The 22,993-nt window shown below is 69.8% G+C and carries 19 protein-coding genes; 6 read left to right on the top strand and 13 right to left on the bottom strand.

Annotated elements, in window-relative coordinates; all coding sequences use genetic code 11:
• The first annotated feature begins 162 nt into the window (after nucleotides 1-162).
• Nucleotides 163-1,110, top strand: a complete 948-nt coding sequence (locus ACLQ25_RS26520; protein WP_425733512.1) for an ion transporter — start codon at nucleotides 163-165, stop codon at nucleotides 1,108-1,110.
• A gap of 37 nt (nucleotides 1,111-1,147) precedes the next feature.
• Nucleotides 1,148-1,501, top strand: coding sequence for a TraR/DksA family transcriptional regulator (locus ACLQ25_RS26515; RefSeq protein ID WP_425733511.1), 354 nt, complete (start codon nucleotides 1,148-1,150; stop codon nucleotides 1,499-1,501).
• 70 nt (nucleotides 1,502-1,571) lie between these two features.
• Here ACLQ25_RS26515 and ACLQ25_RS26510 read toward each other — a convergent pair whose 3' ends face one another.
• Entirely contained in the window at nucleotides 1,572-2,066 is a 495-nt protein-coding gene (locus ACLQ25_RS26510) for a GNAT family N-acetyltransferase (RefSeq protein WP_425733510.1), read from the bottom strand.
• 408 nt (nucleotides 2,067-2,474) lie between these two features.
• Here ACLQ25_RS26510 and ACLQ25_RS26505 point away from each other — a divergent pair, with 408 nt between their 5' ends.
• Entirely contained in the window at nucleotides 2,475-3,869 is a 1,395-nt protein-coding gene (locus ACLQ25_RS26505) for an enolase C-terminal domain-like protein (RefSeq protein WP_425733509.1), read from the top strand.
• A gap of 8 nt (nucleotides 3,870-3,877) precedes the next feature.
• Nucleotides 3,878-4,573: a FadR/GntR family transcriptional regulator gene (locus ACLQ25_RS26500; protein ID WP_355050045.1), complete on the top strand. Its 696-nt coding sequence runs from the start codon at nucleotides 3,878-3,880 to the stop codon at nucleotides 4,571-4,573.
• 90 nt (nucleotides 4,574-4,663) lie between these two features.
• On the opposite strand, the gene ACLQ25_RS26495 is transcribed toward ACLQ25_RS26500, so the two are convergent.
• The 3 genes from ACLQ25_RS26495 to ACLQ25_RS26485 are packed head-to-tail and all read right to left on the bottom strand — an operon-like array spanning nucleotide 4,664 to nucleotide 7,582.
• On the bottom strand, nucleotides 4,664-5,482 hold the full coding sequence (locus ACLQ25_RS26495; RefSeq protein WP_425733508.1) for an ATP-binding cassette domain-containing protein: 819 nt from the start codon (nucleotides 5,480-5,482) through the stop codon (nucleotides 4,664-4,666).
• On the bottom strand, nucleotides 5,482-6,534 hold the full coding sequence (locus tag ACLQ25_RS26490) for an ABC transporter substrate-binding protein (RefSeq protein ID WP_425733507.1): 1,053 nt from the start codon (nucleotides 6,532-6,534) through the stop codon (nucleotides 5,482-5,484). The genes ACLQ25_RS26495 and ACLQ25_RS26490 overlap by 1 nt, the downstream gene beginning before the upstream one ends.
• 40 nt (nucleotides 6,535-6,574) lie before the next feature.
• The gene (locus tag ACLQ25_RS26485) at nucleotides 6,575-7,582 is read right to left on the bottom strand and encodes an ABC transporter permease (RefSeq protein ID WP_425733506.1); all 1,008 of its coding nucleotides are present in this window, start codon (nucleotides 7,580-7,582) and stop codon (nucleotides 6,575-6,577) included.
• Between the two features lie 668 nt (nucleotides 7,583-8,250).
• Here ACLQ25_RS26485 and ACLQ25_RS26480 point away from each other — a divergent pair.
• On the top strand, nucleotides 8,251-9,648 hold the full coding sequence (locus ACLQ25_RS26480) for an endo-1,4-beta-xylanase (protein WP_425733505.1): 1,398 nt from the start codon (nucleotides 8,251-8,253) through the stop codon (nucleotides 9,646-9,648).
• Nucleotides 9,649-9,734: 86 nt separating this feature from the next.
• Here ACLQ25_RS26480 and ACLQ25_RS26475 read toward each other — a convergent pair whose 3' ends face one another.
• The 4 genes from ACLQ25_RS26475 to ACLQ25_RS26460 are packed head-to-tail and all read right to left on the bottom strand — an operon-like array spanning nucleotide 9,735 to nucleotide 14,037.
• The gene (locus ACLQ25_RS26475) at nucleotides 9,735-10,889 is read right to left on the bottom strand and encodes a serine hydrolase domain-containing protein (RefSeq protein WP_425733504.1); all 1,155 of its coding nucleotides are present in this window, start codon (nucleotides 10,887-10,889) and stop codon (nucleotides 9,735-9,737) included.
• 3 nt (nucleotides 10,890-10,892) lie between these two features.
• On the bottom strand, nucleotides 10,893-11,717 hold the full coding sequence (locus ACLQ25_RS26470) for a carbohydrate ABC transporter permease (RefSeq protein ID WP_425733503.1): 825 nt from the start codon (nucleotides 11,715-11,717) through the stop codon (nucleotides 10,893-10,895).
• Nucleotides 11,714-12,685, bottom strand: coding sequence for a carbohydrate ABC transporter permease (locus ACLQ25_RS26465; protein WP_425733502.1), 972 nt, complete (start codon nucleotides 12,683-12,685; stop codon nucleotides 11,714-11,716). The genes ACLQ25_RS26470 and ACLQ25_RS26465 overlap by 4 nt, the downstream gene beginning before the upstream one ends.
• A complete protein-coding gene (locus ACLQ25_RS26460) occupies nucleotides 12,682-14,037 on the bottom strand; it encodes an ABC transporter substrate-binding protein (RefSeq protein WP_425733501.1) in 1,356 nt (451 codons plus the stop codon). Before ACLQ25_RS26460 ends, ACLQ25_RS26465 begins: the two co-directional genes overlap by 4 nt.
• 360 nt (nucleotides 14,038-14,397) lie before the next feature.
• On the opposite strand from ACLQ25_RS26460, the gene ACLQ25_RS26455 reads away from it, so the two are divergent.
• The gene (locus tag ACLQ25_RS26455; RefSeq protein WP_425733500.1) at nucleotides 14,398-15,423 is read left to right on the top strand and encodes a LacI family DNA-binding transcriptional regulator; all 1,026 of its coding nucleotides are present in this window, start codon (nucleotides 14,398-14,400) and stop codon (nucleotides 15,421-15,423) included.
• Nucleotides 15,424-15,559: 136 nt separating this feature from the next.
• Here ACLQ25_RS26455 and ACLQ25_RS26450 read toward each other — a convergent pair whose 3' ends face one another.
• The 5 genes from ACLQ25_RS26450 to ACLQ25_RS26430 all read right to left on the bottom strand — a co-directional run bounded on the left by ACLQ25_RS26450 (nucleotide 15,560) and on the right by ACLQ25_RS26430 (nucleotide 22,992).
• The gene (locus ACLQ25_RS26450; protein WP_425733499.1) at nucleotides 15,560-17,236 is read right to left on the bottom strand and encodes a glycoside hydrolase family 27 protein; all 1,677 of its coding nucleotides are present in this window, start codon (nucleotides 17,234-17,236) and stop codon (nucleotides 15,560-15,562) included.
• A gap of 250 nt (nucleotides 17,237-17,486) precedes the next feature.
• Nucleotides 17,487-19,883: an RICIN domain-containing protein gene (locus ACLQ25_RS26445; protein ID WP_425733498.1), complete on the bottom strand. Its 2,397-nt coding sequence runs from the start codon at nucleotides 19,881-19,883 to the stop codon at nucleotides 17,487-17,489.
• Between the two features lie 72 nt (nucleotides 19,884-19,955).
• The gene (locus tag ACLQ25_RS26440; RefSeq protein WP_425733497.1) at nucleotides 19,956-20,807 is read right to left on the bottom strand and encodes a sugar phosphate isomerase/epimerase family protein; all 852 of its coding nucleotides are present in this window, start codon (nucleotides 20,805-20,807) and stop codon (nucleotides 19,956-19,958) included.
• Nucleotides 20,808-20,813: 6 nt separating this feature from the next.
• Nucleotides 20,814-22,004, bottom strand: a complete 1,191-nt coding sequence (locus tag ACLQ25_RS26435; protein ID WP_425733496.1) for a substrate-binding domain-containing protein — start codon at nucleotides 22,002-22,004, stop codon at nucleotides 20,814-20,816.
• Nucleotides 22,005-22,014: 10 nt separating this feature from the next.
• Nucleotides 22,015-22,992, bottom strand: a complete 978-nt coding sequence (locus ACLQ25_RS26430) for an ABC transporter permease (protein WP_425733495.1) — start codon at nucleotides 22,990-22,992, stop codon at nucleotides 22,015-22,017.
• Nucleotide 22,993: the final 1 nt, after the last annotated feature.

Genomic DNA, 22,993 nt, shown 5'->3' with positions numbered 1-22,993 from the left:
TTGCCTAGACAACGCCGATCATGGACGCCCTCGCGTCTACTTGCGGTCCCACATCCCTTGGAATCGATCATCTAGGGTGGTCGCCATGGTTCCGCCCCGCCACGACGACCGGAGGTGGGCCCGCGCGGCGACCTCGGCACCCACCTACGGATCGGCCGCCCGGTGAGCGGACCGTCCGCTCCCGCTCAGCGAGGTGACCGCTCACGTCCCGACGGTCGTCGACATCCGCTGGCCGACGCCTGCGCACGGCTCGCCGGCTCGCGGCCCTTCGAGATCGGCATCGTCGTCGTCATCCTCGCCAACGGGATCGTCCTCGGGCTGGAGACGCACGAGGGGCTGTTCCCCGCGACCGGCGCGCTGCACGGGCTGGAGCTGTTCTTCCGCGCCGTCTTCACCATCGAGATCGGCGTCCGGTTGGCCGCGTACGGCCGGCGTCCACAGGACTTCTTCCGGCACGGTTGGAACGTCTTCGACTTCCTCGTGATCGCCGCCATCTTCGTTCCGGGCCTGCACGGCGACGCGGCGCTGTTGCGCGTGGTGCGGGTCGCCCGGATGGTCCGGCTGGTGCGGTTCTCGCCGGGCCTGCGGACCATCGTCTCCGCGCTGTGGCGCAGTCTGCCCGGCGTCACCGGATTCCTCGCGCTGGCCGTGGTGACGCTCTACGTGTACGGGATGGCCGGCTGGCTGATCTTCGGCGACCGGTATCCCGACGAGTACGGGGACATCGGCAGGTCGTTGCTGACGCTGTTCGTGCTGCTGTCACTGGAGACGCTGCCGGACCTCATCGAGCAGGGGTTGGCCATCTCGCCGTGGACGCTGCTCTACTACGTCAGCTACGTGGTGATCACCGTCAACCTGCTGCTCAACATCCTCATCGCGGTCATCGTGAACTCGATGGAGGAGGCACGTCGTCTGGAGATGACCGAGCGGTTGGCCCCCGGCTACGACGAGGACGGTGACGGCATCCCCGACGAGGTGGACCGCATCGCGCTCACCCAGCGGCTGGACGACCTGCGCGCGGTCATCGGCGAGTTGGAGCGGGAGTTACGGATCGACCGGGAGGACGCGCACGGTCGGCCGCATCGCGTCCAGGTGCGCTCCGAACGCTGACCCCACGATCGTTCCGCGCGCGTAGCGTGGAACCGTCATGGACACCGAGCCCAGCGCGATTCGTGCGGATCTGCACCGCCGACGCGACGAGACCACCGCCGAGATCGCCGCGCTCGAGGGCGACCTGCGGAGCCTGTTCGAGGCGTCCCGGTCCTCGAACGCCGACGACGAACACGACCCCGAGGGCAGCACGATCGCGTTCGAGCGGGCACAACTGAGCGCCGTGCTGGCCGCGGCCCGTCGACGCGTCGCCGGACTCGACGAGGCGCTGAGCCGCGTCGCGGCGGGCACCTACGGCGTCTGCGAACGGTGCTCCCGCCCGATCCCCGCCGAACGGCTCGCGGCCCGCCCGTCGGCGCGTACCTGCGTCGCCTGCGCCAGCCGACGATGACGGTGGTGGCGGCCGCGGACCCGGTGCCGGGCGGACGCCGCGGGGGTGTCCGCGCGCGGACGGGTTCCGGTCAGACGACGGTGGGACTACGGCGTTCCAGCAGGACGACGTCGCGCCAGCGGTCGTGGTGGCGGCCGATCCGCTCGCGTACGCCGATGACACGGAAGCCGGCCCGTCGGTGCAGGGCCAGGCTGGCGGTGTTCTCGGGGAAGATGCCGGACTGGATCGTCCAGATGCCGGCGCCCTCGGTCGAGGCGATCAGCGCGTCGAGCAACAGCCGGCCGACCCCGCGCCCCTGAGCCGCCGGGTCGACGTAGACGGAGTGCTCGACGACGCCGGCGTAGACCGGGCGGCTCGACGTCGGCGTGACGGCGACCCAGCCGAGGACGAGGCCGTCGGCGACCGCTACGAACCGGTGCGCGGCGATCCGGCTGGCGTCGAACGCCGCCCAGGTCGGTGCGGTGACCTCGAAGCTGGCGTCCCCGCCGTCGAGGCCGAGTTGGTAGATCGCCAGGACGCGGTCCGCGTCGCCGGGGCTCATCGGTCGCAGGGTCGTCTCGGCCACGGTCGGGCTCCGATCTTCTCTCCATGGTGTCGCGGGTCTGGTGCGTCAGACAGTTGTACCGTGCGGAGACGTCGGCTTTCCGCCGCGCTCACCGGCATCCCGCACGTCCGGCGTCCGCTCGTCGAAAGATGTGATGTATCGATTCGATGGTGGCAGCTCGCCGTGTCGGTTCAACCGGCCGCGATTGTGAACGTCGAACCTTCCCCGCAACTCACAGGTTCCCTTACCGCACCGGGACCGCAACGGCGTGAGCCGCCGCCGAGCAAGCGGCGCGGTCCGTCGCGGGAAGCACGAGGAAACGTTCGATGTCTATGCGTATAGGCCCGACGGCGTCGTTGACGCATCCAAACCGCCCTCCGTATACTCCGAATGATCATCTGATCTTTAGCCGAGCCGGGCGAGGAGCGCATGCCGCAGATCACTGGCGTCACCGTCGAGGACGTCCGCTTTCCCACCTCGCTGACCGCTGACGGGTCCGACGCCATGAACAAGGACGGCGACTACTCGGCGGCCTACGTCATCCTGCACACCGACGGCGTCGACAGCGCCGGCGTACCGCTGGCCGGCCACGGCCTCACCTTCACCATCGGTCGGGGCAACGACATCGTCGTGGCGGCGGCGGCCCACCAGGCCCACCGCCTGGTCGGCCTGGACGTCGCCACGATGGCCGCCGACATGGGCGCGGTCTACCGCCTGCTCACCTCCGATACCCAGCTGCGCTGGCTCGGCCCGGAGAAGGGCGTCGTCCACCTGTCCCTGGCGGCCGTGCTGAACGCGGCCTGGGATCTGGTCGCGCGACTGGCCGACAAGCCGCTGTGGCGGCTGCTCACCGACATGTCCCCCGAACAACTCGTCGACATCGCGGACCTGCGTTACCTGTCCGACGCGCTGACCCGGGACGAGGCGCTGGACATCCTGCGGGCCCAGCAGAGCACGAAGGCCGACCGCCTCGCCGAGCTGGCACGTACCGGCTACCCGGCCTACACCACCTCGGCGGGCTGGCTCGGGTACGGCGACGACAAGCTGCGCCGACTGTGCCAGGAGGCCGTCGACTCCGGCTACGGTTACGTCAAGCTCAAGGTGGGCGCCGACCTCGACGACGACATCCGCCGGTGCACCATCGCCCGGGAGATCCTCGGCCCGGACCGCAACCTGATGCTCGACGCCAACCAGGTGTGGGACGTCGACCAGGCCATCGAGTGGGTCAAGGCGCTGGCCCGTTTCACACCACTGTGGATCGAGGAGCCGACCAGCCCGGACGACATCCTGGGCCACGCGGCCGTACGCCGCGCCGTCGCTCCCGTCGGCGTCGCCACCGGCGAGCACTGCCACAACCGGGTGATGTTCAAGCAGTTGTTCCAGGCCGAGGCCATCGACTTCTGCCAGTTGGACACCGGCCGGCTGGCCAGCGTCAACGAGATCGTCGCGGTGCTGCTGCTCGCCGCGAAGTTCGGCGTCCCGGTGTGCCCGCACGCGGGCGGCGTCGGGCTCTGCGAGATGGTCCAACACGTGTCGGTGCTCGACTACGTCGCGGTGTCGGGGGATCTCACCGGCCGCGTCACCGAGTTCGTCGACCACCTGCACGAGCACTTCACCGATCCGTGCGTCATCCGGAACACCGGCTGGGGCAGCGGATACGTCCTGCCCGACACGCCCGGCTACTCCACCCGCATGCACCCCGAGTCGATCGAACGGTACCGGTTCCCGGACGGCCGCTACTGGGCCTCGGCCGAGGCGGCTACCGTGTCATCTCCGGAGCCGTACGTCATCGCGGGTGGAGCCGCCACCCCCGCCGGCCGCTAGGAGGTGTCATGTCCCGCACCGACGAGGTCGTGAACGGCATCAAGCGGATGATCCTGGAAGGGACGTTCAAGCCCGGGGACCGGCTGCCCATCGAGAAGGACCTCGCCGAATCCCTCGGCGTCTCGCGGGGCTCGCTGCGCGAGGGGATGTCCGCGCTGTCGATCCTCGGCATCGTCAACATCCGCCAGGGGGACGGCACGTACGTCACGAACCTCGACGCGCCGCAACTGCTGGCCCCGATGGGCTTCGTGGTCGACTTCCAGGGGCAGGGCGACGGACGGCACATCCACACCGTCCGCCGCCTGCTCGAGTGCGAGGCCGCCCGGTTGGCCGCGACCAGGATCACCGACGAGGCCCTGGCGCAGGCCGCCGAACTGCTCGACGAGGCGGCCCGGATCGCCGGCCGGTCACCGCAGGACCACGAGCGCATCATGGAAATCGACATCGCGTTCCACCGGATCATCGCCGCACACGCCGACAACCCGGTGCTCATCGGCTTGATCGAGGCGTTCGCCGGGCGCACCCTGCGCGGGCGGCTCTGGCGGAGCCTGCACGAGGAGGGCGCGGACCGGCGTACCCACGACGAGCACGTGGCGATCCTGAAGGCCCTCCGGGCGCGCGACCCGGAGCGGGCCCGCACCCGGATGGCCAACCACCTGATCGGTGTGGAGGAGTCGCTCCAGGGGTTGCCCGACGAGGGGTGACCGGCGCCGTCGACTGATCGCCCGCCCGTGCCGCTCGTCGGTGGCACCGTTCCCGGTGCACCGCGCGCGCTCACGGGCGGGCGAGAGCCGTCACCGCTCGTCCCGCTCCGAGCCCTTGCTTCCGGTCATCGCCGCGACCAGATCGTCGGTGCTGACCTCGTCGGCGCGCAGCCGGGCCGCCCGCCGGCCGAGACGCAGCACCTCCACCCGGTCGGCGATCTCCAGAACCTGCGGCATGTTGTGACTCACCAGCACCACCGACATGCCCGCCTCACGAGCCCGCCGTACGACGTCCAGCACCCGCTCGGTCTGCACGACGCCCAGCGCCGCGGTGGGCTCGTCGAGGATGACCACGTTCGTCGCCCAGATGATCGCGCGCGCCACCGCGACGCACTGCCGCTGCCCGCCGGAGAGCATCGCGATCGGCGTGGTGACCCGTGGGATCCGTACGCCCAACTCGTCGAGGGCCGCGGCGGCACCCTGCCGCATGGCGCGCTTGTCGAGTAGCCCCAGCCGACCGAGCGGCCCGGACCGCAGGATCTCCCTCCCGAGGTAGAGGTTGGCGGCGACGCTGAGGTCGTCGGCGACCGCGAGATCCTGGTAGACCGTCTCCACCCCCGCGCGCCGGGCGTCCACCGGAGTGGCGAAGTGGACCGGGCGACCGCCGATCCGGATTTCGCCCTCGTCCGGCGCGTGCACGCCGGAGAGCGTCTTGACCAGCGTGCTCTTGCCGGCGCCGTTGTCACCGATGAGGGCGACGACCTCGCCCCGATGGACCGTGAAGTCGGCGCCACGCAGCGCCTCGACGTGGCCGAACCGTTTGACGATCCCCCGGGCTTCGAGCACCGGCGGCTCCTCGGGAGACCGCCGCTGGTCGTTGTCGGTCGTCGGCGCGGAGGTCGTCGCCATCACTGCACCGGGGGGTTGGCGCAGCTGGGCTCGAGCACCGCCTTGATCTCCGGCGAGTCGATGTTCTTCTTGGTGACGAAGGTGACGCCGGTGTCCGCCGACGCCAGCGGCGCCTTGTCCCGGAGGTGCTTGACCATCTTGTCGACGCCGAAGTAGCCCATCTTGAAGGGATTCTGCACGACCAGCGCCGAGATCTGGCCGTTGCGCAGTCCGGCGATCTCGTCCGGGGCGGCGTCCCAACCGATGATGACCACCTTGCCGGACTTGCCCGCCGCCTGGATGGCCTGCGCGGCGCCGAGCACGCTCGGCTCGTTGGCGGCGAAGATGCCGGCGAGGTTGGGGTTCGCGGTGAGGATGTTCTCGGTGACCCGCCGCGCCTCGTTGACGTCGCTGCGGCTGGGCTGCTGGCCGACCAGCTTGAGGTTGGGGAACTGCTTGAGGCCCTCCTTGAAGCCGTCGACCCGCTCGGTGTTGGTCTGCGAGCCGGGCTGGAACTCCACCAGCGCCACGTCGTGGTTGCCGGGGCCCAGCTCGGTGGCGAGCAGCTTGGCCGCCTCGACGGCCGACGCCTTGTTGTCGGTGGCAAAGAGCGGCACGCTCGACGGCTGCGGGCTGGTGCCCGAGTCGATCATCGCGACCGGGATGTTCGCGCCGATCGCCTGGTCGGTGGCCGGTGCCAACGCGCGGGAGTCGGTGGCCGCGTAGACGATCCCGTCGACCTTCTTGGTGACGAAGTTCTGGATCAGGTTGACCTGACCCTCGACGTCGGTCTCGGTGGTCACCCCGTCCCACTGGACGGTGACGTTACCGGCGCGCTGCGCGGCGCACTCGGCGCCCGCCTTCACCGTGTTCCAGTAGTCGGCCCCGACGGCCTTGGGCACGACGGCGAGCTTCAACGGCCCGGAGGCGTCCTTGGTCGCGCCGTCGCCTCCGTCGCGGACCTCGACCCCGCCGCAGGCGCTGAGCAGAGCGGCCGCGGCGGCGGCGGCGATGATCGCCTGCGCACGCAGGAAGTGGCCTCTTGGACGTCGGCGAGTGGTGGTGTGTGCCATGGTGTGCGTCCTTCCTCGGTTGAGCTGCGGGAACGGCATGTCAGCCCCGTGACTCCAGCCGCCGACGGCGGTACTGGTCGAAGTAGACGGCAGCCCAGATGATCAGGCCGACGATCACCTGCTGGTAGTGGATGCTGATGTCGAGCAGGACGGCGCCGTTGCGGACCAGGGCGATGAGGAAGGCGCCGATGATGGTCCCCACGATCCGGCCCTGCCCGCCGAACAGGCTGGCGCCGCCGATGACCGCGGCGGCGATGACGTCGAGTTCCAGCGAGATGCCGTAGTTCGGCTGCCCGGAGTTGACCCGGGAGGCGGCGATCATGCCGCCGAGGCCGACCAGGACACCCGCCAGGACGTACACGTAGGTCAGGTAGCGGCCCACCGGGATGCCCGAGCGGCGGGCCGCCTCCAGGTTGGAACCCATCGCGTAGGTGTACTGCCCGAAACGGGTCTGCGAGAGCAGGAAGGCGACCCCGACGGCGACCAGGGCGGTGATCACGACGGCGAACGGAATGCCGATGATCTCGCCGTTGCCCAGGAGCTGGAACGACTTGGGCAGCCCGTAGACGCCGACCGCGCCGGTGATGATGAAGACCAGCCCTCGGCCGACCGACATCGTCCCCAGGGTCGCGATGAACGGGGGTATCCGGGCGACGGTGACCAGCAGCCCGTTCAGCAGACCCGCCAGGGCGCCGACACCGATCGCGACCGCCGTGGCCGCGAGGAGCGGAAAACCCAGGTCCCGTACGACCATCGCGCCCGCCACGCCGGCGAGCGCGGCGACCGAGCCGACCGACAGGTCGATGCCCTTGGTGATGATGACCATCGTCTGCGCGGCGGCGATGATGGCGATCACCGCGGTCTGCGCGCCGATGTTGAACAGGTTGTCCGCGGTCAGGAAGTAAGGACTGGCGAAGCTCAGCGCGACGAACAGGACGACGAGCGCGGTCGCGGCGGTGAACTCGGACAGCGCGTGGGAGATCCGCTCGCGCAACCAGTCGCTGAGCGCGCCGCTGTGGGCCTGATCGGTCGCCTCGACGGCGCTCATCGCCGGGCCCGACCGTCGTCCACTGTGTCTCTCCCGGCTCGGCACGCGCCGCCGCCGGTGATTGACGCTCTCGCTCGCAACCGGACCTCCCCAGGAAGTCACGCACGAGCCACGCCCCGCATTGCCCGCACGATAGATCAGATGTTTGCAATGATCAGGCGTTACCTTGCCATGGTCACACTCGTGTTGCCAAGGTCTTACCGGCATGTTGTGGCATCGTTATTCGCACTTCGGGCACGATACGTCCGACCAAAAAACCCGCTGACCGCCTCCGGTCCGGGACGGCCACCGACGTCGTCAGCGGCGGGGTCTGCCGCACGGCCACCGGTCGCCTTGAGCATGTTATCGATAACATGCTATGTTCCGCCAAGGAGTCGAGGGCACGTCCCTCCCGTTCGGAACCACCGGCACCTCGAAGGGCATCGGGTCCCACGACCCGGTCGACGGCCGGTGAGCTGTCCGAGTCACACCTGTCCGGCGTACGTCATTCCCGCGTCCGCGCACGCGGCAGTCCATCGTGACGTTTACCCCGCAGGTAGCACCGCTGTCGACCCGTCGGACCGTCCCGGGCACCGCCGAATCTCGCCCGGTACGACCCCCGGCAGCCCTTTGCCGGGCGGGCAGCCCGACCTCGACTCCGCCGCCACCATTTGTCGAAAGGCAGGACCATGGACAAGATCCCCGACGAACGCGCACCGCGACCCCGGTTCCGGGGCCGTCGGGTGCTGGTGCCGCTTGCGGCCACCCTCGCGGCGGTCGCCGCGACGGTGGCGGTGACCTCGACCGCCAACGCCGGCACCACGCTGGGCGCCTCGTCGGCCGAGAAGGGCCGCTACTACGGCGCCGCGGTACCCGCCTTCAAGCTGTCCGACAGCCAGTTCGCTGGCATCGTGAACCGGGAGTTCAACCAGCTCACTCCCGAGAACGAGATGAAGTGGGACGCCACCGAGCCCCAGCAGGGTCGGTTCAACTACAGCGGCGGGGACCAGATCGTCGCCCACGCCCAGTCGCACGGCATGATCGTCCGCGGCCACACGCTGCTGTGGTACCAGCAGCAGCCGGGTTGGGCGCAGGGCATGTCCGGCACCGCGCTGCGTAACGCCGCCATCAACCACGTCACCCAGGTCGCCACCCACTACCGGGGCAAGATCTACGCCTGGGACGTGGTGAACGAGGCGTTCGCCGACGGCGGCTCCGGCGGGCGGCGTGACTCGAACCTGCAGCGCACCGGCAACGACTGGATCGAAGTGGCCTTCCGCGCCGCCCGCGCCGCCGACCCGGGCGCCAAGCTCTGCTACAACGACTACAACACCGACGGCATCAACGCGAAGTCAACCGGCATCTACAACATGGTGCGCGACTTCAAGTCCCGCGGCGTACCGATCGACTGCGTCGGCTTCCAGTCCCACCTGGGCACCACAGTGCCGGGTGACTACCAGGCCAACCTGCAACGCTTCGCCGACCTCGGCGTCGACGTCCAGATCACCGAGCTGGACATCGCACAGGGCTCCAACCAGGCCAACGCCTACGCCCAGGTGACCCGGGCCTGCATGGCCATCCCCCGCTGCACCGGCATCACGGTGTGGGGGGTCCGGGACAGCGACTCGTGGCGCAGTAACGACAACCCGCTGCTGTTCGACCGGTCGGGCAACAAGAAGGCGGCGTACACCTCCGTCCTCAACGCCCTCAACGCGGGCACCGGCACCCCGACCACGCCGCCGCCCACCACTCCTCCGCCCACCACTCCTCCGCCGACCACTCCTCCGCCCACCGGTAGCGGCTGCACCGCCTCGGTGTCGCTGAACTCCTGGAACGGTGGCTTCGTCGCCACGGTCAAGGTCAACGCCGGCTCGACGGCCGTCCGGGGCTGGTCGGTCCGGATCACGCTGCCCTCGGGCGCCGCCGTCACCAACACCTGGAGCGCGCAGGCCAGCGGTTCCTCGGGCGCGGTGGACTTCCGCAACGTCGACTACAACGGCCAGATCGGCGCGGGCGGCAGCACGGAGTTCGGTTTCCAGGGCACCGGCGCCGGCCCGTCCGCCACTCCGACCTGCACCGCGAGCTGACCCGTCCCCTCTCAGCTCACCCCCTGGGCACCCCCGGGGCGACGCGGATGACCGCGCTGCTCCGGGGGTGCTCGCCTGTGCCCGCCTCAGGCGTCGAGGCAGGAGCGGACGGCGGCGGCGAGCCGGTTGGCGCGCTCGTCGCCCGCGCCGTACATCTGGTTGACCACGTAACCGAACCCCACCTCGTGGTACGCGTCGGCGAAGGCGAGGTTGCCGCCGGCCCCGTCGTGGCCGAAGCTGCGCTCCCCCAGCAGCGGCCGGGCCGGCTCGGAGTGCAGCAGGAAGCCGGTGCCCCAGCGCTGGCCGGTGTCGGGCGGGCCGTGCCGTTGCTGCCCCCGCGAGCGGACGACGACCGCGTCGTCGACCGACGCCCCGGTGAGCAGGGGTCCATCGCCCACGTCGGACACGCAGGCCGCGTAGAGGCGGGCGAGGCCGTCCGCGGTGCTCACCGCACCCGCACCCGGAATGCCGGCCGCCTGGATGTCCGGGTCGTTGAAGCTGACCAGACCGTCGGCGTCGGCGGGGAAGGCGAACGCGCCGCCCATGGTGATCCCCCGCTCAGCGACCGGGTCGACGAACGGATCGGCGTCCGGTGGTGGGGCCAGATTCCAGGCGACGCCGTCGCGCTCGGCGGCGGGCAGCCCGAGCCACGTACGCAGTCCCAGCGGGCCGGCGACGGTGTCGCGGAAGTACGCGCCGGGGAGCTGACCGGTGACTCGGTGGATGACCTCGCCGACGAGCCACCCGTAGGTCATCGAGTGGTAGCTGTGCGCCGTACCCGGCTGCCACAGTGGGGTCTGCGCCTCGATCGCCGCGATGACCGGGTCCCACGCGAGCACCTCGTCGAGGGTCAGCGGCCGGTCCAGCGCCGGCAGGCCGGACTGGTGGGTGAGCAGCCACCGCACGGGAATGTCCGCCTTGCCGTGCTGACCGAACTCCGGCCAGTAACGCGTCACGGGCGCGTCGAGGTCGAGGCGTCCCTGCTGGGCGAGCAGGTACGCGCAGATCGCCAGGATCCCCTTGGTGCAGGAGAAGACGACGACCGGCGTGTGCGGCGTCCAGGGGCGCCCCGTGCGGGTGTCGGCCAGCCCGCCGTACAGGTCGACGACCTTGCGGCCGCGCACGTAGAGGGTGACCGCGGCGCCGACCTCACCGCGGAGGGTGAAGTTGTCGCGGAACGCGTCGGCGACGCGCCCGTAGCGCTCGTCGACGTCGCCGTGGATCTGCGGCTGCGTGGCCACTGCCTATCCCTTCAGTGAGCCCTGGATCAGGGCCTTGATGAACTGTCGCTGGAAGATCAGGAACACGATGAGGGTAGGTGTGAGGATCAGCAGCGAGCCAGCGCACAGCAGCACCAGGTCGGTGCCCCACTGGCCCTGGAACGCGCCGAGCGCTCCGGCCATCGTGCGTTTGGTGGCGTCGTCGACCAGCACGATCGCGAGCAGGAACTGGTTCCACGTCCAGAGGAACATCAGGATCGTCAGCGAGGCGATGGCCGGGCGGGCCAGCGGCACCTGGACCCGCCAGAACAGCTGCCAGGTGCTGCTGCCGTCCACCCGGGCGGCCTCGGACAGCTCGACCGGCACGTTGGTGAAGTGGGCGCGCATCCAGAACACCGCGAACGGCATGTAGAGGCCGATCAGCGGCAGGATGATGGCCCACCGGGTGTTGAGCAGGCCGAGGTCCTGCATCTGGTAGTAGAGCGGGGTGACGACGGCCTCGAAGGGCAGCGTGAGGCCGAGCAGCAGCAGACCGAAGACGAGCCGGCCGCCGGGCACCCGCAACTGACCCAGCCCGAAACCGGCCATGGTGGCGATCAGCACGGACACCGGTACGACGCCCGCCACGATGAGCAGGCTGGAGCGCAGCAGTGCGCCCATGTTGGCGGCGGTGAACGCGTCGGCGAAGTTGCCCCACTGCGGGTCCGACGGCCAGGCGAGACCGTCGGGCACGGTGCCGCGCGGTTGCAGGGCAGCCGAGAGCATGCTCCCGAACGGCAGCAGGGTTACGAGGATCAGGGCGATCAGGAAGACCCGACCGGTCAGCTGCTCACGTCGGCTCAGGTTCACGGCTTCTCCCCCCGGGTCAGTCGCTGGATCGGCAGCACGAAGGCCAGCACCAGGAACATCAGTACGACGGCGAGCGCCGAGGCCAACCCCACCTGACGCTGCGAGAAGGCCAGCCGGTAGATCTCCAGACCGGGGACGGTGGTCTGCAGTCCCGGTCCGCCGCTGGTGGAGATGTAGACGATGTCGAAGCTGGCCAACGCGGCGATGATCGTGACGGTGAGGCAGACCCCGATCTCCTGACGCAGGCTGGGCAGGGTCACCGCGAGGAACTCGCGGACCGGGCCCGCGCCGTCCAGACGGGCGGCCTCGTAGAGCGCGGGATCGATCTTGCTCATCCCGGTCACCAGCAGGATCGTGCAGAGGCCGAGCAGGACCCACGCCCCGATCACCCCGACGGCGGGCAGCGCGGTGTCGAAGTCGCCCAGCCAGGCGCGGGCCACGCCACCCAGCCCGACGGCGCGCAGCACCTGGTTGACCAGCCCGTTGGTCGAGAGCAGCCAACTCCACGCGATGCCGGCCGCCACCAGGGGAATGACCTGGGGTAGGAACAGGATCGTCCGGACCACGGTGCCGAACGCGCCGGTGGTGATCCGGCGGACCACGCTCGCCACCAGCAACCCGAGCGCGACCGGGATGAGGCTGAAGAAGACGATCAGAATGATCGCGTTGGAGATGATCTTCAGTAGGTCGCTGTCGGTGAAGACCGTGACGTAGTTGTCCAGGCCCGCCCAGCGGGCGACCCCGATCCCGTTCCAGTCGTAGAGCGAGTACTGGACGGTCAGGGCGAGGGGCCGCAGGACGAAGACCGCGTACATCACGAAGGCGGGCAGGACGAACAACCAGCCGGTCCCGGCCGCGCGGGCCCACCGGCGTCGGTGGGCCCGCGCGGCCGCGGGACGGGCGGGACGACCCACGGACGACACCCGGCCGTCCCGCCCTGGTGGTGCGCTGCCGAGGGCAGACGTCATCGGGACAGTTCCTTCTCGTACTCGGCCTGGACCGCCTTGACGTACCCCTCGGGCGTCTGCTGGCCGGCGACCAGCTTCTGCATCTCGGGCGTGATCGCGGCGGCGAAGATGCCGCCGGTCGCGTTCGCGGTGAAGTCGACCGCGCCGTTCTCGGCACCGAGCTGCTGCGCCGCCTTGAGGGTCTCGGCCAGCACGGTGTTCGGGGCGGCGGCCGGCACCGGAAGGTCGCTCGGGCCGCCCGGGCTGGACCCGCCGACCGTCACGGCGATCTCCCGCGCCTTGGCGTTGGTGTGGACCCAGTTCAGGAAGAACGCGGCGGCGTCCGGGTTCTTGGCCTTGGCCGAGACCCCGAAGGTGTTGGGGGCGGACATCGCCACGTGCTTGGCGCCGGGGGCCTCGCCGGGGAACAGGAAGAAGCCCACGTTGCCGGGCATCGTCTTGTCGAGGTTCGCCGACTCCCAGTCGCCGTTGAACATGAACAGGCCGTTGCCCTTCTGGAACTGCCCGACCATGCCCGCGTAGTCCAGGGCGTTGGCGTCCTTGGTGAAGTAGCCGGCCTGCGCCCACTTCTGGATGGTCTGGGTGGCCTTCAGCGCGGCCGGCGTGTCGAAGGTGGCTCCCGGCTTCTGGAAGATCCAGTCGGCCACCTGGGCCGGGTCGCCGAACTGGTTCTGCAGCGCCTGGTGCGGGAAGTTGATGCCCGCGGTGTTCTTGTTGAACTGCATGATCGGCTGGACCCCGCTGGTCTTCGCCTTCGCCAGCAGCTGCTCGAACTCCGCGACCGTGGCCGGCGGCTGGGACATGCCGACCTGGGCGGCCAGCTTCTTGTTGTAGAAGACTCCGGTGACGCTGTAGCCGAGCCCCATGCCGTAGAGCGATCCGACGCCCCGCGTCTCGTCGCCGACGCGCAACTGCACGAGCTGCGAGGCGGGGAACCTGTCCCAGCCGTACGCGGTGACGTACGGGTCGAGGTTCTTGAGCAGGTCGTCCTTCACGAGGTCGACCATCGTGGGAAGCCGGATGATGTCGGGCGCGTTGTCCGAGGCCATCACGCGCGGTGCGTTCTCCACGATGACCGTGAACTGGTCCTCGCGGATATTGAACGTGACGTTCGGGTGTTGCTTGGAGAACTCGTCGGCCAGTGCCTTGGCCAGCGGGAAGCCGGTCTCCGCGTACATCTGGAGAGTGACCGGCTCGGTGCCCAGGTCCGTCTTGACGGCGGCGTCGGGCCCGGCGGTCGACGACCGGTCGGCTCCGGGCGCGCTGCACGCCGTGGCGGCGAGCCCCAGCACCAGCAGCGGTCCGAGGACCAGCGCGCCGCGTCGCGGGAATGTCGTCAGCGTATGTGCCATGTCATGACTCCTATGTTCCTCCGCGCGTCCCACGACCCACGGCCGCGCGACGGCTCCACCGGGACCTTCGCGACGGGCGGGCAGCCACGACACGTACACCGTGACCACCTCGCGCCGCCGCGCTCGCGTACCGACTCAGCAGGCGACCGACGGCGTCTTCCGACGCGCCAAAAGTGGCCGCTAAACTGATTTAGCAGAGCATGCGCGTGACACCGGAGGCTGTCAAGGACAACCTGGCAACGGTCCGGAAACATCGGGTTCACACCACGCCCGACCCGACCGGGGCCGGGCTCCGAGCGCCGACGCATCATGATGGGCGGGAGCGGGAGCCCGTGGCGCCGCGCCTGATTCGGAGGACTGATGGGCCGCAACAGAGCAACCCTGGCCGACGTCGCACGGCGGGCCGGGCTGTCCAAGACCGCCGCGTCGATGGTGCTGAACGGCAGGGAGGGCACCCGGCTCTCGGCCGAGGCACACCAGCGCGTGTTCGCCGCCGCCGAGGAGCTGGGCTACCGGCCCAACCTGGCGGCACGCAGCCTGCGTACCCGCAAGACCGCGACCATCGCGTTCGTCTCCGACATCGTCGCCACCACCCGCTTCGCCGGCGGCCTCATCCGCGGCGCACTCGACGCGGCCCGGGAACGCGACCACGTGCTGCTCATCACCGAGACGCAGGGCGATGCCACCTTCGAGCAGTACGCCATCGAGGCCATGCTCGACCGGCAGGTCGACGGGGTGATCTACGCGGCGATGGCCACCCGGCGGCTCACGGTGCCCCCCGCCATCCTCGGCGGCCCGGTGGTGCTGCTCAACGCCACCAGCTCGGACAACCTGCCCTGCGTGCTTCCCGACGACGACCGGGCCGGTCGCGCGGTCGCCACCGCCCTGCTGGAGTACGGCCACCGCGACGCCATCGGGCTCATCGGCCGCAACCGGATCAAGGAGGGCGACCAGGAGATCTCCCTCGCCGCCCGGGCCCGCCTGCACGGCATCCAGCAGGCGCTGAGCGACGCGGGCGTCACCCTCCTGGCGGAGTCCTTCTGCATCGAGTGGCTGCCCGAGCACGGCTACGCCGCCACCCGCGCCCTGCTGAACCGGCCCCAACGACCAAGCGCCATCATCTGCATGAACGACCGGCTGGCGTTCGGCGCCTACCAGGCACTCGGCGAGGCGGGCCTGACCGTCCCGGACGACATCTCGGTGATCTCGTTCGACGACGATCCGATCGCCGCCTGGCTACGTCCCAGCCTCGCGACCACCGCGCTACCGCACGAGCAGATGGGGAGGCGCGCGGTCGAACTGCTCCTGGACGGCGGGGCCGCCGAACCGTCGCTCGTCGCGATGCCGCTGCGCCGACGCCGGTCCCTCGCGCCTCCCGCCTCCTGATCCGGGTACGCCCTCCACGGGGCGGGCCCGCACCGGTACACGTCCGCGCCCGGCTTCACCGGGCCGGACGACGACAGGTCCGGTCCGGGGCCGTGCCGCCCCGGACCGGACCTGTCGAGCTGTCAGCGCGGTGTGGCTAGCGCCGGGTCCAGCGTTGGTTGGAGGCCCCGGTGCAGGTCCAGAGGAGCACCGTGGTGCCGTTGGCGGTCGCGTTGTTGTTGACGTCGAGACAGAGGCCCGACGACGCTCCGCTGATCGTGCCGTTCGAGTTGAACGTCCACCGTTGGTTGGCGCCGCCGTTGCAGTCCCAGATCTGGACCTTGCTGCCGGCGCTGGCGTTGGTGGGTGCGTCCAGACACTTGCCGAGCGCCTGGAGGATCTGCCCGTTGGCCGTCCACCGCTGGTTGGCAGCCCCGTTGCAGTCCCAGATCACCGGCTGGGTGCCGTTGGTGGTGTTGCTCTGCGGGACGTCCAGGCAGCGGCCGGAGGCAACGCTCGCCAGCGCGAAGGAGGTGGTCGGCGGCGGCGTGGTGGTCGGCGGCGGCGTGGTCGGCGGCGGGGTGCTGGTGTCGCCGCCACTGACCCGGTACACCACCGTGCCGTGCGCCGGGACGCTGGCGGAGATGGAGCCGGTGCTCGTGCTGGTGGTGTTGTTCCAGGCGTCCACCAGGGTGAAGGAGCTGCCGGACTTGCCAACGGCGGCGGCCGTCGTGGAGATCGTCGTCGTCGAACCGCTCTGGTTGAACAGCGCGACCGCGACGTCACCGTTGGCCAGCCGCTTGGCCAGCACGCGACGGGTGCCGTCGAACGACACCTGGCCGGCCTGCAAGCCCAGGGCGTCCTGGTTGATGCCGATCAGGTTGGCATTCTTGAGGATCGTCTGCGTCGCGGCGTTCATGTTGCGGACGTCGTTGCCGGCGATCAGCGGCGAGGCCATCATCGCCCACATCGCGAAGTGGCTGCGCATCTCGGTGTCGTTCATACCGCCCCGGCCGACCTCCATCATGTCCGGGTCGTTGAATCCACCGGGGCGCGCGTACGAGGCCAGCGGGACGGTCACGTTGATGATGTTCTGGATGCCCATCGGGTAGCCATTGGTCTGGCCGGTGTCCCACGCGTTGGTGATGTCCTCGGTGGTGCGCCACATGTTCGCCACGTCGCCCCAGTTGCGCTGCGGGCCGGTCTTGGCGTGGATGCTGTTGGAGTTGATGCTGTAGACGATCGGCCGGCCGGTCGCGGCCAGCGCGTCGCGCATCTTCGCGAACGTGGTGACCTGGTCGTTGATGCTGCCGTTCGGCGAGCACCAGTCGTACTTGAGGAAGTCGACGCCCCAGGCGGCGAACTGCCGGGCGTCCTGCGCCTCGTGACCCTGGCTGCCGGTCGCGCCGGGGTAGCTGTTGAAGTACTGGGCGCAGGTCTTGTCCACCGGCACCTGGTAGAGGCCGAACTTCAACCCCCGGGCGTGCAGGTAGTCGCCGAGCGCCTTCATTCCGCTCGGGAAGCGGGTCGGGTCGCCCTGGAGGTTGCCGGAGCTGTCGCGGTTCGGGTTGAACCAGCAGTCGTCGACCACGACGTACTGGTAGCCGAGATCGCGCATTCCGTTGCTGACCATCGCGTCGGCGGTCTGCCGGATCAACCCCTCGTTGATGTTGCAACCGAAGGAGTTCCAGCTGTTCCACCCCATCGGGGGTGTCCGGGCGACGCCGTTCTCCAGCGCCTGGGCCCCGGGGGCCCGCAGGCCCACGAGGGCGGCGGCCACGAGGAGCCCGGCCGCCGCTGCCCGCCCCCAGTGACGGGCTCGGATTCGCTTCATACGGGAGCGTCCTTTCGATAGTGCCATCCACGGAGGACGGCCGCCCGGATGAGGCGGGCTCCGTCATGAGCACGACCACTGTTAGCGTTAACAGCAGACGCCGGTCATATTACGGAGCCGTTTCGACGAATTCAACTGCTTCCATGTCTCGACGTATTGAGGATGGGCTCGGCCGGCGGTCGACGGGCAGGGGCAGCCCCCGTCGGTCTCGGGTGACCGACGGGGACCGCCTGCCGGGACGAGCCCTGGTTCAGCCGCGCAACTGCCACTGCTGGTTGGTGCCGCCGTTGCACGACCAGAGGATGAGCTTCGTGCCGTTCGCCGTCGCGGCGCCGTTCGCGTCCAGGCAGAGGCCCGACTGCACGCCGGTGATCGTGCCGCTGGCGTTGACGTTCCACTGCTGGTTGGCCTGGCCGTTGCAGTCCCAGATCACCACCTTGGTGCCGTTGGCGGTGCCCGCGCCGGAGGCGTCCAGGCACTTGTTGCCGTACACCATGAGCTGCCGGCTGGCGGTCACCGTCCACCGCTGGTTGGTGGCCCCGCTGATGCAGTCCCAGAGCTGGGCCTGCGTGCCGTTGGTCGTGACGGATCCGCCGATCTCGGCGCAGCGGCCCGACTGGACGCCCACGATCTGCCCGCTCTGCGGATCGGTGCTGCCGCCACTCTGGACGCCGGCCGCCGCGATCACGGACTGCGCGCCGGACGGCCAGTTCCCGTTGGAGACCGTGACGTTGCTGTTGACCACGTTGCCCCGGTCGCCGTTCGTCACGTTGGTGCTGCCGTTGGTCGACCAGTTGTTGGTGACGGTGAAGTTGCCCATGTTCTCCGCGTAGTAGTAGTTCGCGGTGGCCCAGGTGCCGGTGGAGGAGAACACGTTGTTGCGGGCGGTGTAGTAACGCGAGCCCTCGTCGAAGTAGAGCCCGAACCAGCCGTTCGTCCGCAGGCAGTAGTTCTGGTTGATCGTCCCGCCCGGGTTCGCCGAGAGCGTGTAGATGCACCCGCCGTCGGTCATCTGCTGCATCACGTCGTGCACGTAGTTGCCGATGACCTGGTTGTTCGACGCGGTGGTGGCCGTGGAGTAGCGCGGCTGGTAGTTGTAGAGGCCCCGGTTGGCGTAGTGCTGGCTGCCACCGGCGTCGTTGGCGCCCCAGCCGTAGCCGACCGACAGCCCGGTGTACGGCATGTTGTAGACCTCGTTCTGCGAGACCAGCGAGGTGTTGACGTAGGTGGTCAGGATCGACACCACGCCCCGGTACTCCACGCCCAGGTCGTGCACGCGGTTATTGCTGATGGTGACGTTCCGGTTGACCATCCGCTGGTCGCCGGGGTGGTGGGCGTCGGCGCGTACACCGCCGACCACGATGCCGCCGGCCGAGTTGCGGGCGATCTCGGAACGGGTGACCGTGATGTTGCTGGTGCCCAGGCCGACACCGCTCGCGTGGGCGTTGGCGTCGTTGCCGATGCCGATGGCCGTCTGACCCAGGTTGACGAACTGGGAGTCGCTGAAGGAGATGGTGTTGGCGGCCGACACCTGCACGGCCGCGGGCATCTGGGCCCAGCTCGGCCGGGTGGCCTCGAACAGCGGGCAACCCTCCTGGCAGGAGGTCAACGCGTCGGACGGGCGGGCCCAGGTGCCGACGATGTGGGCGCCGGTCTGCTGGTCGGCGAAGCCGTTGCTGCTACTCGGGCCGAGCCAGCTCGTACCGGTGAAGGTGATGCCGCTGAACGAGATGTGGTGCGCGGGCGCGTCGTACGTGCCGCCCACGTTGACCAGGGACTGAAGCTGCGGCAGCTCCACGCTCACGCTGTTCATGTTCTGCCCGGCGAGCGGGATGTAGTTGAGCTGCCCGCTGCCCGGGTTGAGATACCACTCCCCCGCCGAGTCGAGGAACTCGTACGCGTTGGCCAGGTAGAACGGGCCGGCCCGGTGCGGACGGGACAGGGTGTCGAAGCCGAACGTGTTGTTGTTCCACGCCGGCTGCTGCATCGTCAGGAAGTTCCCGCTGATGCTCTGCACGGGCGAGTACCGGTCGGTGAACGAGCCGACGCTCTCCACCTCGACCCGGCTCTGGTTACCGACGTTGTTCAGGTAGCTCAGCGCGCTGTTGCTGAACCGCATGCCGCTGGTGGTGAAGGTGAAGTCGGCGCGGTTGACGGCGGTACGCGCCCGGGTGGCGATGGCGCCGTTGACGTAGAGCTGGCGGCTGTCCAGCCCGGTGGGGACGCTGGCCCGCCAGATGTTCTTCGCGGAGTCGACGAGCGACCAGCCGGTGACCGCCCGCGCGCCGCTGATCGTCGGGCGGGCCGAGGCGGCCGCCCGCCAGATCACCTGGTAGCCGCCTGTGCCGGAGTCGGCGGCGGTCAGCCGCAGCGGCGAGGTGAGCCGGTACACGCCGTCGGCCAGTTCCACGACGATGTCGCCGGACATGGAGCTGTTGAGCGTCCGGACGGCGGCCTGGGCGCCGGCCAGCGAGCACGGCTGGCTGGCGGAGCAGGTACTGCCGCCGCCGGACGGGGACGCGTAGAGGGTGGTGGTCGCCGCGGCGGCCGGTGTGGCCGAGGCGGTGATGGCGACCAGAGCGGTCAGTGCCGCCGTGGCGGCGCCGGCGAGGAGCCTGCGCGCCACAGCGATGGATGAGACGGACACGGGACGGTCTCCTGGGGGGTAGAGGTGGGGTGGTGGGGTTAGCGCTAACAAAATGGGCGTGCCGACGCCCGGTCAGGCGACGACTTTGCGGAGGTGGTGCAGGCCGTCGACGGCGAGGCGGTCCTGGGTGGGGGCCAGGGGCCGCCAGATCGACGCCGCGGTGGCGATGGTCGCGTTGTCGGCCGTGAACGACTCGATGCAGACCGCACCTCGGTAGGCGGTGCCCCGCAGGACGGAGAAGAAGCGGGGCCAGTCGAAGTGGTCCGTGCCGGGAGCGCCCCGATCGGTACCGCTGACCTGGACGTGCTTGATGTGCGGACCGGCCAGCGCGAGGGCCGCGTAAGGGTCTGCCTCCTCAATGTTCATGTGGTACGTATCGATCATGATGCCGACGCTCGGGGGCAGGCCGTCGATCATCTCGATCGTCTGCTCGACGGTGTTGACCACGCTCGTCTCGTAGCGGTTCAGCGCCTCGACACCGACGCTCACGCCACACTCGCCGGCCCGGTCCGCGACCGGCGCGAGCGCCCGCCGGAAGTCGGCGTAGCAGGCCGCGCGGGCCGCCGTCGACATCCGCCAGGTACGTCCGACGGCCGCGTACACCGGGCCGCCGACGCAGGGCGCGCCGACCGCCGCCGCGCTCGCCACACACCCCATGAGGTACGCGACGGTCGACTCGACGACGGCCGGCGTAGTGTCCACCAGGTCCCGCCCGGGCGGGGTGACCGCGCAGACCCCGGCCGCGGCGAGGCCGTGCTCGGCCAGCAGGTCCCGCGTGCGGACGGGATCCCAGTCGCCGGGCTGCTCGATCGGCAGTTCGACCGCGTCGAACCCGAACGAGGCGATCCGCGGGATCAACCGGGCGAGGGCCTCGTCGTCGACCGGCGAGGCCCACACCCAGGGGTTGACGCCAATGGCGTACACCGCGACCTACTTCCAGCGCTGGGGATAGCCGGGCAGGTCGCGGCAGCCGCACATCGCATAGTGCAGCGGCGGCATGCTCGCGTCGAGGTACTGGTCCAGGTTGTCCTGGGTGATCGTGGGCTGCGGCAGCTTCCACGGGCTGGAGACCTGGGTACCGTCGAGGATGCTCAGCGCCGCGATGATCGGCGTCCGCCACTGGTACGTCGGGTAGGTCGGCGCGATGGCGGTGAGCTGCTTGTCCTTCCAGAGCTTCAGGAAGTCGAGCTGGTCCTCGCCGTTCATCGGCGGCACGGGCTTGCCGGCGTCCTGGAACGCCTCGACCGCCGCCACGGCGACCGCTCCGGCATCCATCCAGACCCCGTCGATGTTGCCGTACCGCTGGATGTAGTCGTTCACGATCTTCTTGGTCTTGGCGGGGTCGCCGTCGGTGAACTCCACGCCCACGACGTCGACCTTCGCCTTGTCCAGCGCGATCTTCGCGGCCGACCAGCGGGTCTCCAACACGTCGACGCCGGGCAGGATGCGCAGCGCCAGCAGCTTGCCGCCGGGCTTCATCTTCTGGCTGACGAACTTCGCGCCGACGTGGCCGAAGCCGTAGCCACCCACCGGGTTGATGAACGTCACCGGGCAGGTCGTGTTGACGCCCCGGTCGAAGACGACCACCGGCAGGCCGGCCTTGCAGGCAGCCTCGACGGCCGGGGTGAGCGTGGCGGTGGTGTTCGGCGACACGATGAGCGCGTCGCAGCTCTTGCCGAGCAGATCGTTGATGTCGGCGATCTGCTTCTGGTCCTTGCCCTCGGCGTCGACGTGCACGAACTCGCTGATGCGGGAACGCTGCGCCTCGACCTCGGCCTGCATGGTCTTGAACCCGACCTGCCGCCACGGGTTGTTCAGCGCCGCGTTCGAGAAGCAGATCTTGTGCGGACCGGCCTTCTTGAATTTGGCGGTGTCCACCATCTTCGGGTTGAGCACCTGCTCCCACGGCTTGTCCGCCGGGCCCGTCGGGGCGGCGTCGAGCAGCGCCAGCTCGTTGTCGTAGTCGGCCTGCACGAAGAACTTGGACTGTTCCCCGGTGCCCGACCCAGGGGCGGCGGACGCGCTGCCGGACGGGGACGCGGTCGGCTCGTCCGTGGCGCACCCGGCGGCGGCCAGCGTCAGCACACCGGCCGCGGCCAGGGCGGTCATGGATCGTCTCATCGAATCACCTTTATCTTGAGGAGGAGGAACGCGAAGCCGAGACCGCCACGGCGAGCAGGATGATGATGCCCTGGACGGTCGATCTGAGGGCACCGGAGACGCCGGTGAAGTTCATCAGCGCGAAGAGCGTCTCGAGGGTCAGTGCGCCGAGCATCGCCCCGACGACCGAACCGCGACCGCCGCCGAGGGCGACCCCGCCAAGCACGACGGCGGTGATCGCGGCGAACTCCAGGCCGACGCCGGCCTGGAACGACACACCGCTGTACCCGCCGAGCAGGATCGCCGCGACCGCTGCCGCGACACCGCTGAGCACGAACGCGATCGTCTTGGTGAGACCGACGCGTACGCCGCTCAACTCGGCGGTGCGCGGATTGTCCCCGACGGCGACGAGCGTGCGGCCGAAGTCCGAACGCGTCAGCACCACGGCGATCGCGGCGACGACCACCAGCACGAGCAGCGCGTACGGGATCCGGCCGAGCAGCGGCACGTCCTCGATGGCCCGTCGACCGAACCGGCGGAACTCCTCGGAGAGGCCGCCCTTCGGCGCGCCGTCGGACCACAGGTACACGGCGCCGACGAGGATCAGGAACATGCCCAGGGTGGTGATGAAGGAGGGCACCCGCAGCACCGTGGTGACCAGACCGTTGACCAGCCCGACGAACGCGCCGCCGACGAGCAGCAACGCGACCACCGGCCAGGTGCGCGACGGGTCGCTGTCGATGAGGCGGGCGGCCACGACGACCTGCGCCGTGACGAGGGAGCCCACCGAGAGGTCGAACTCCCCGCTGACGATCACGAAGTACTGACCGGCGGCGAGCAGGATAATCGGCGCGGAGCGACCCAGGAACGACATCAGCGACCCGGGGGCGAGGAAGTCGGGTTGCACGAACGCGATGATGATCAGCAGCACCGCCAGGAGCGCGGCGATCGGCGCGATCCCGTCGGGGCGGATCCGGAAAGTGAGCGGACGGCGCTCGGCGACCCGCATG

This window comes from Micromonospora sp. DT44, from assembly GCF_049841635.1.
Classification (GTDB): domain Bacteria; phylum Actinomycetota; class Actinomycetes; order Mycobacteriales; family Micromonosporaceae; genus Micromonospora.
This window is presented reverse-complemented; position numbering and strand designations above follow the sequence as displayed.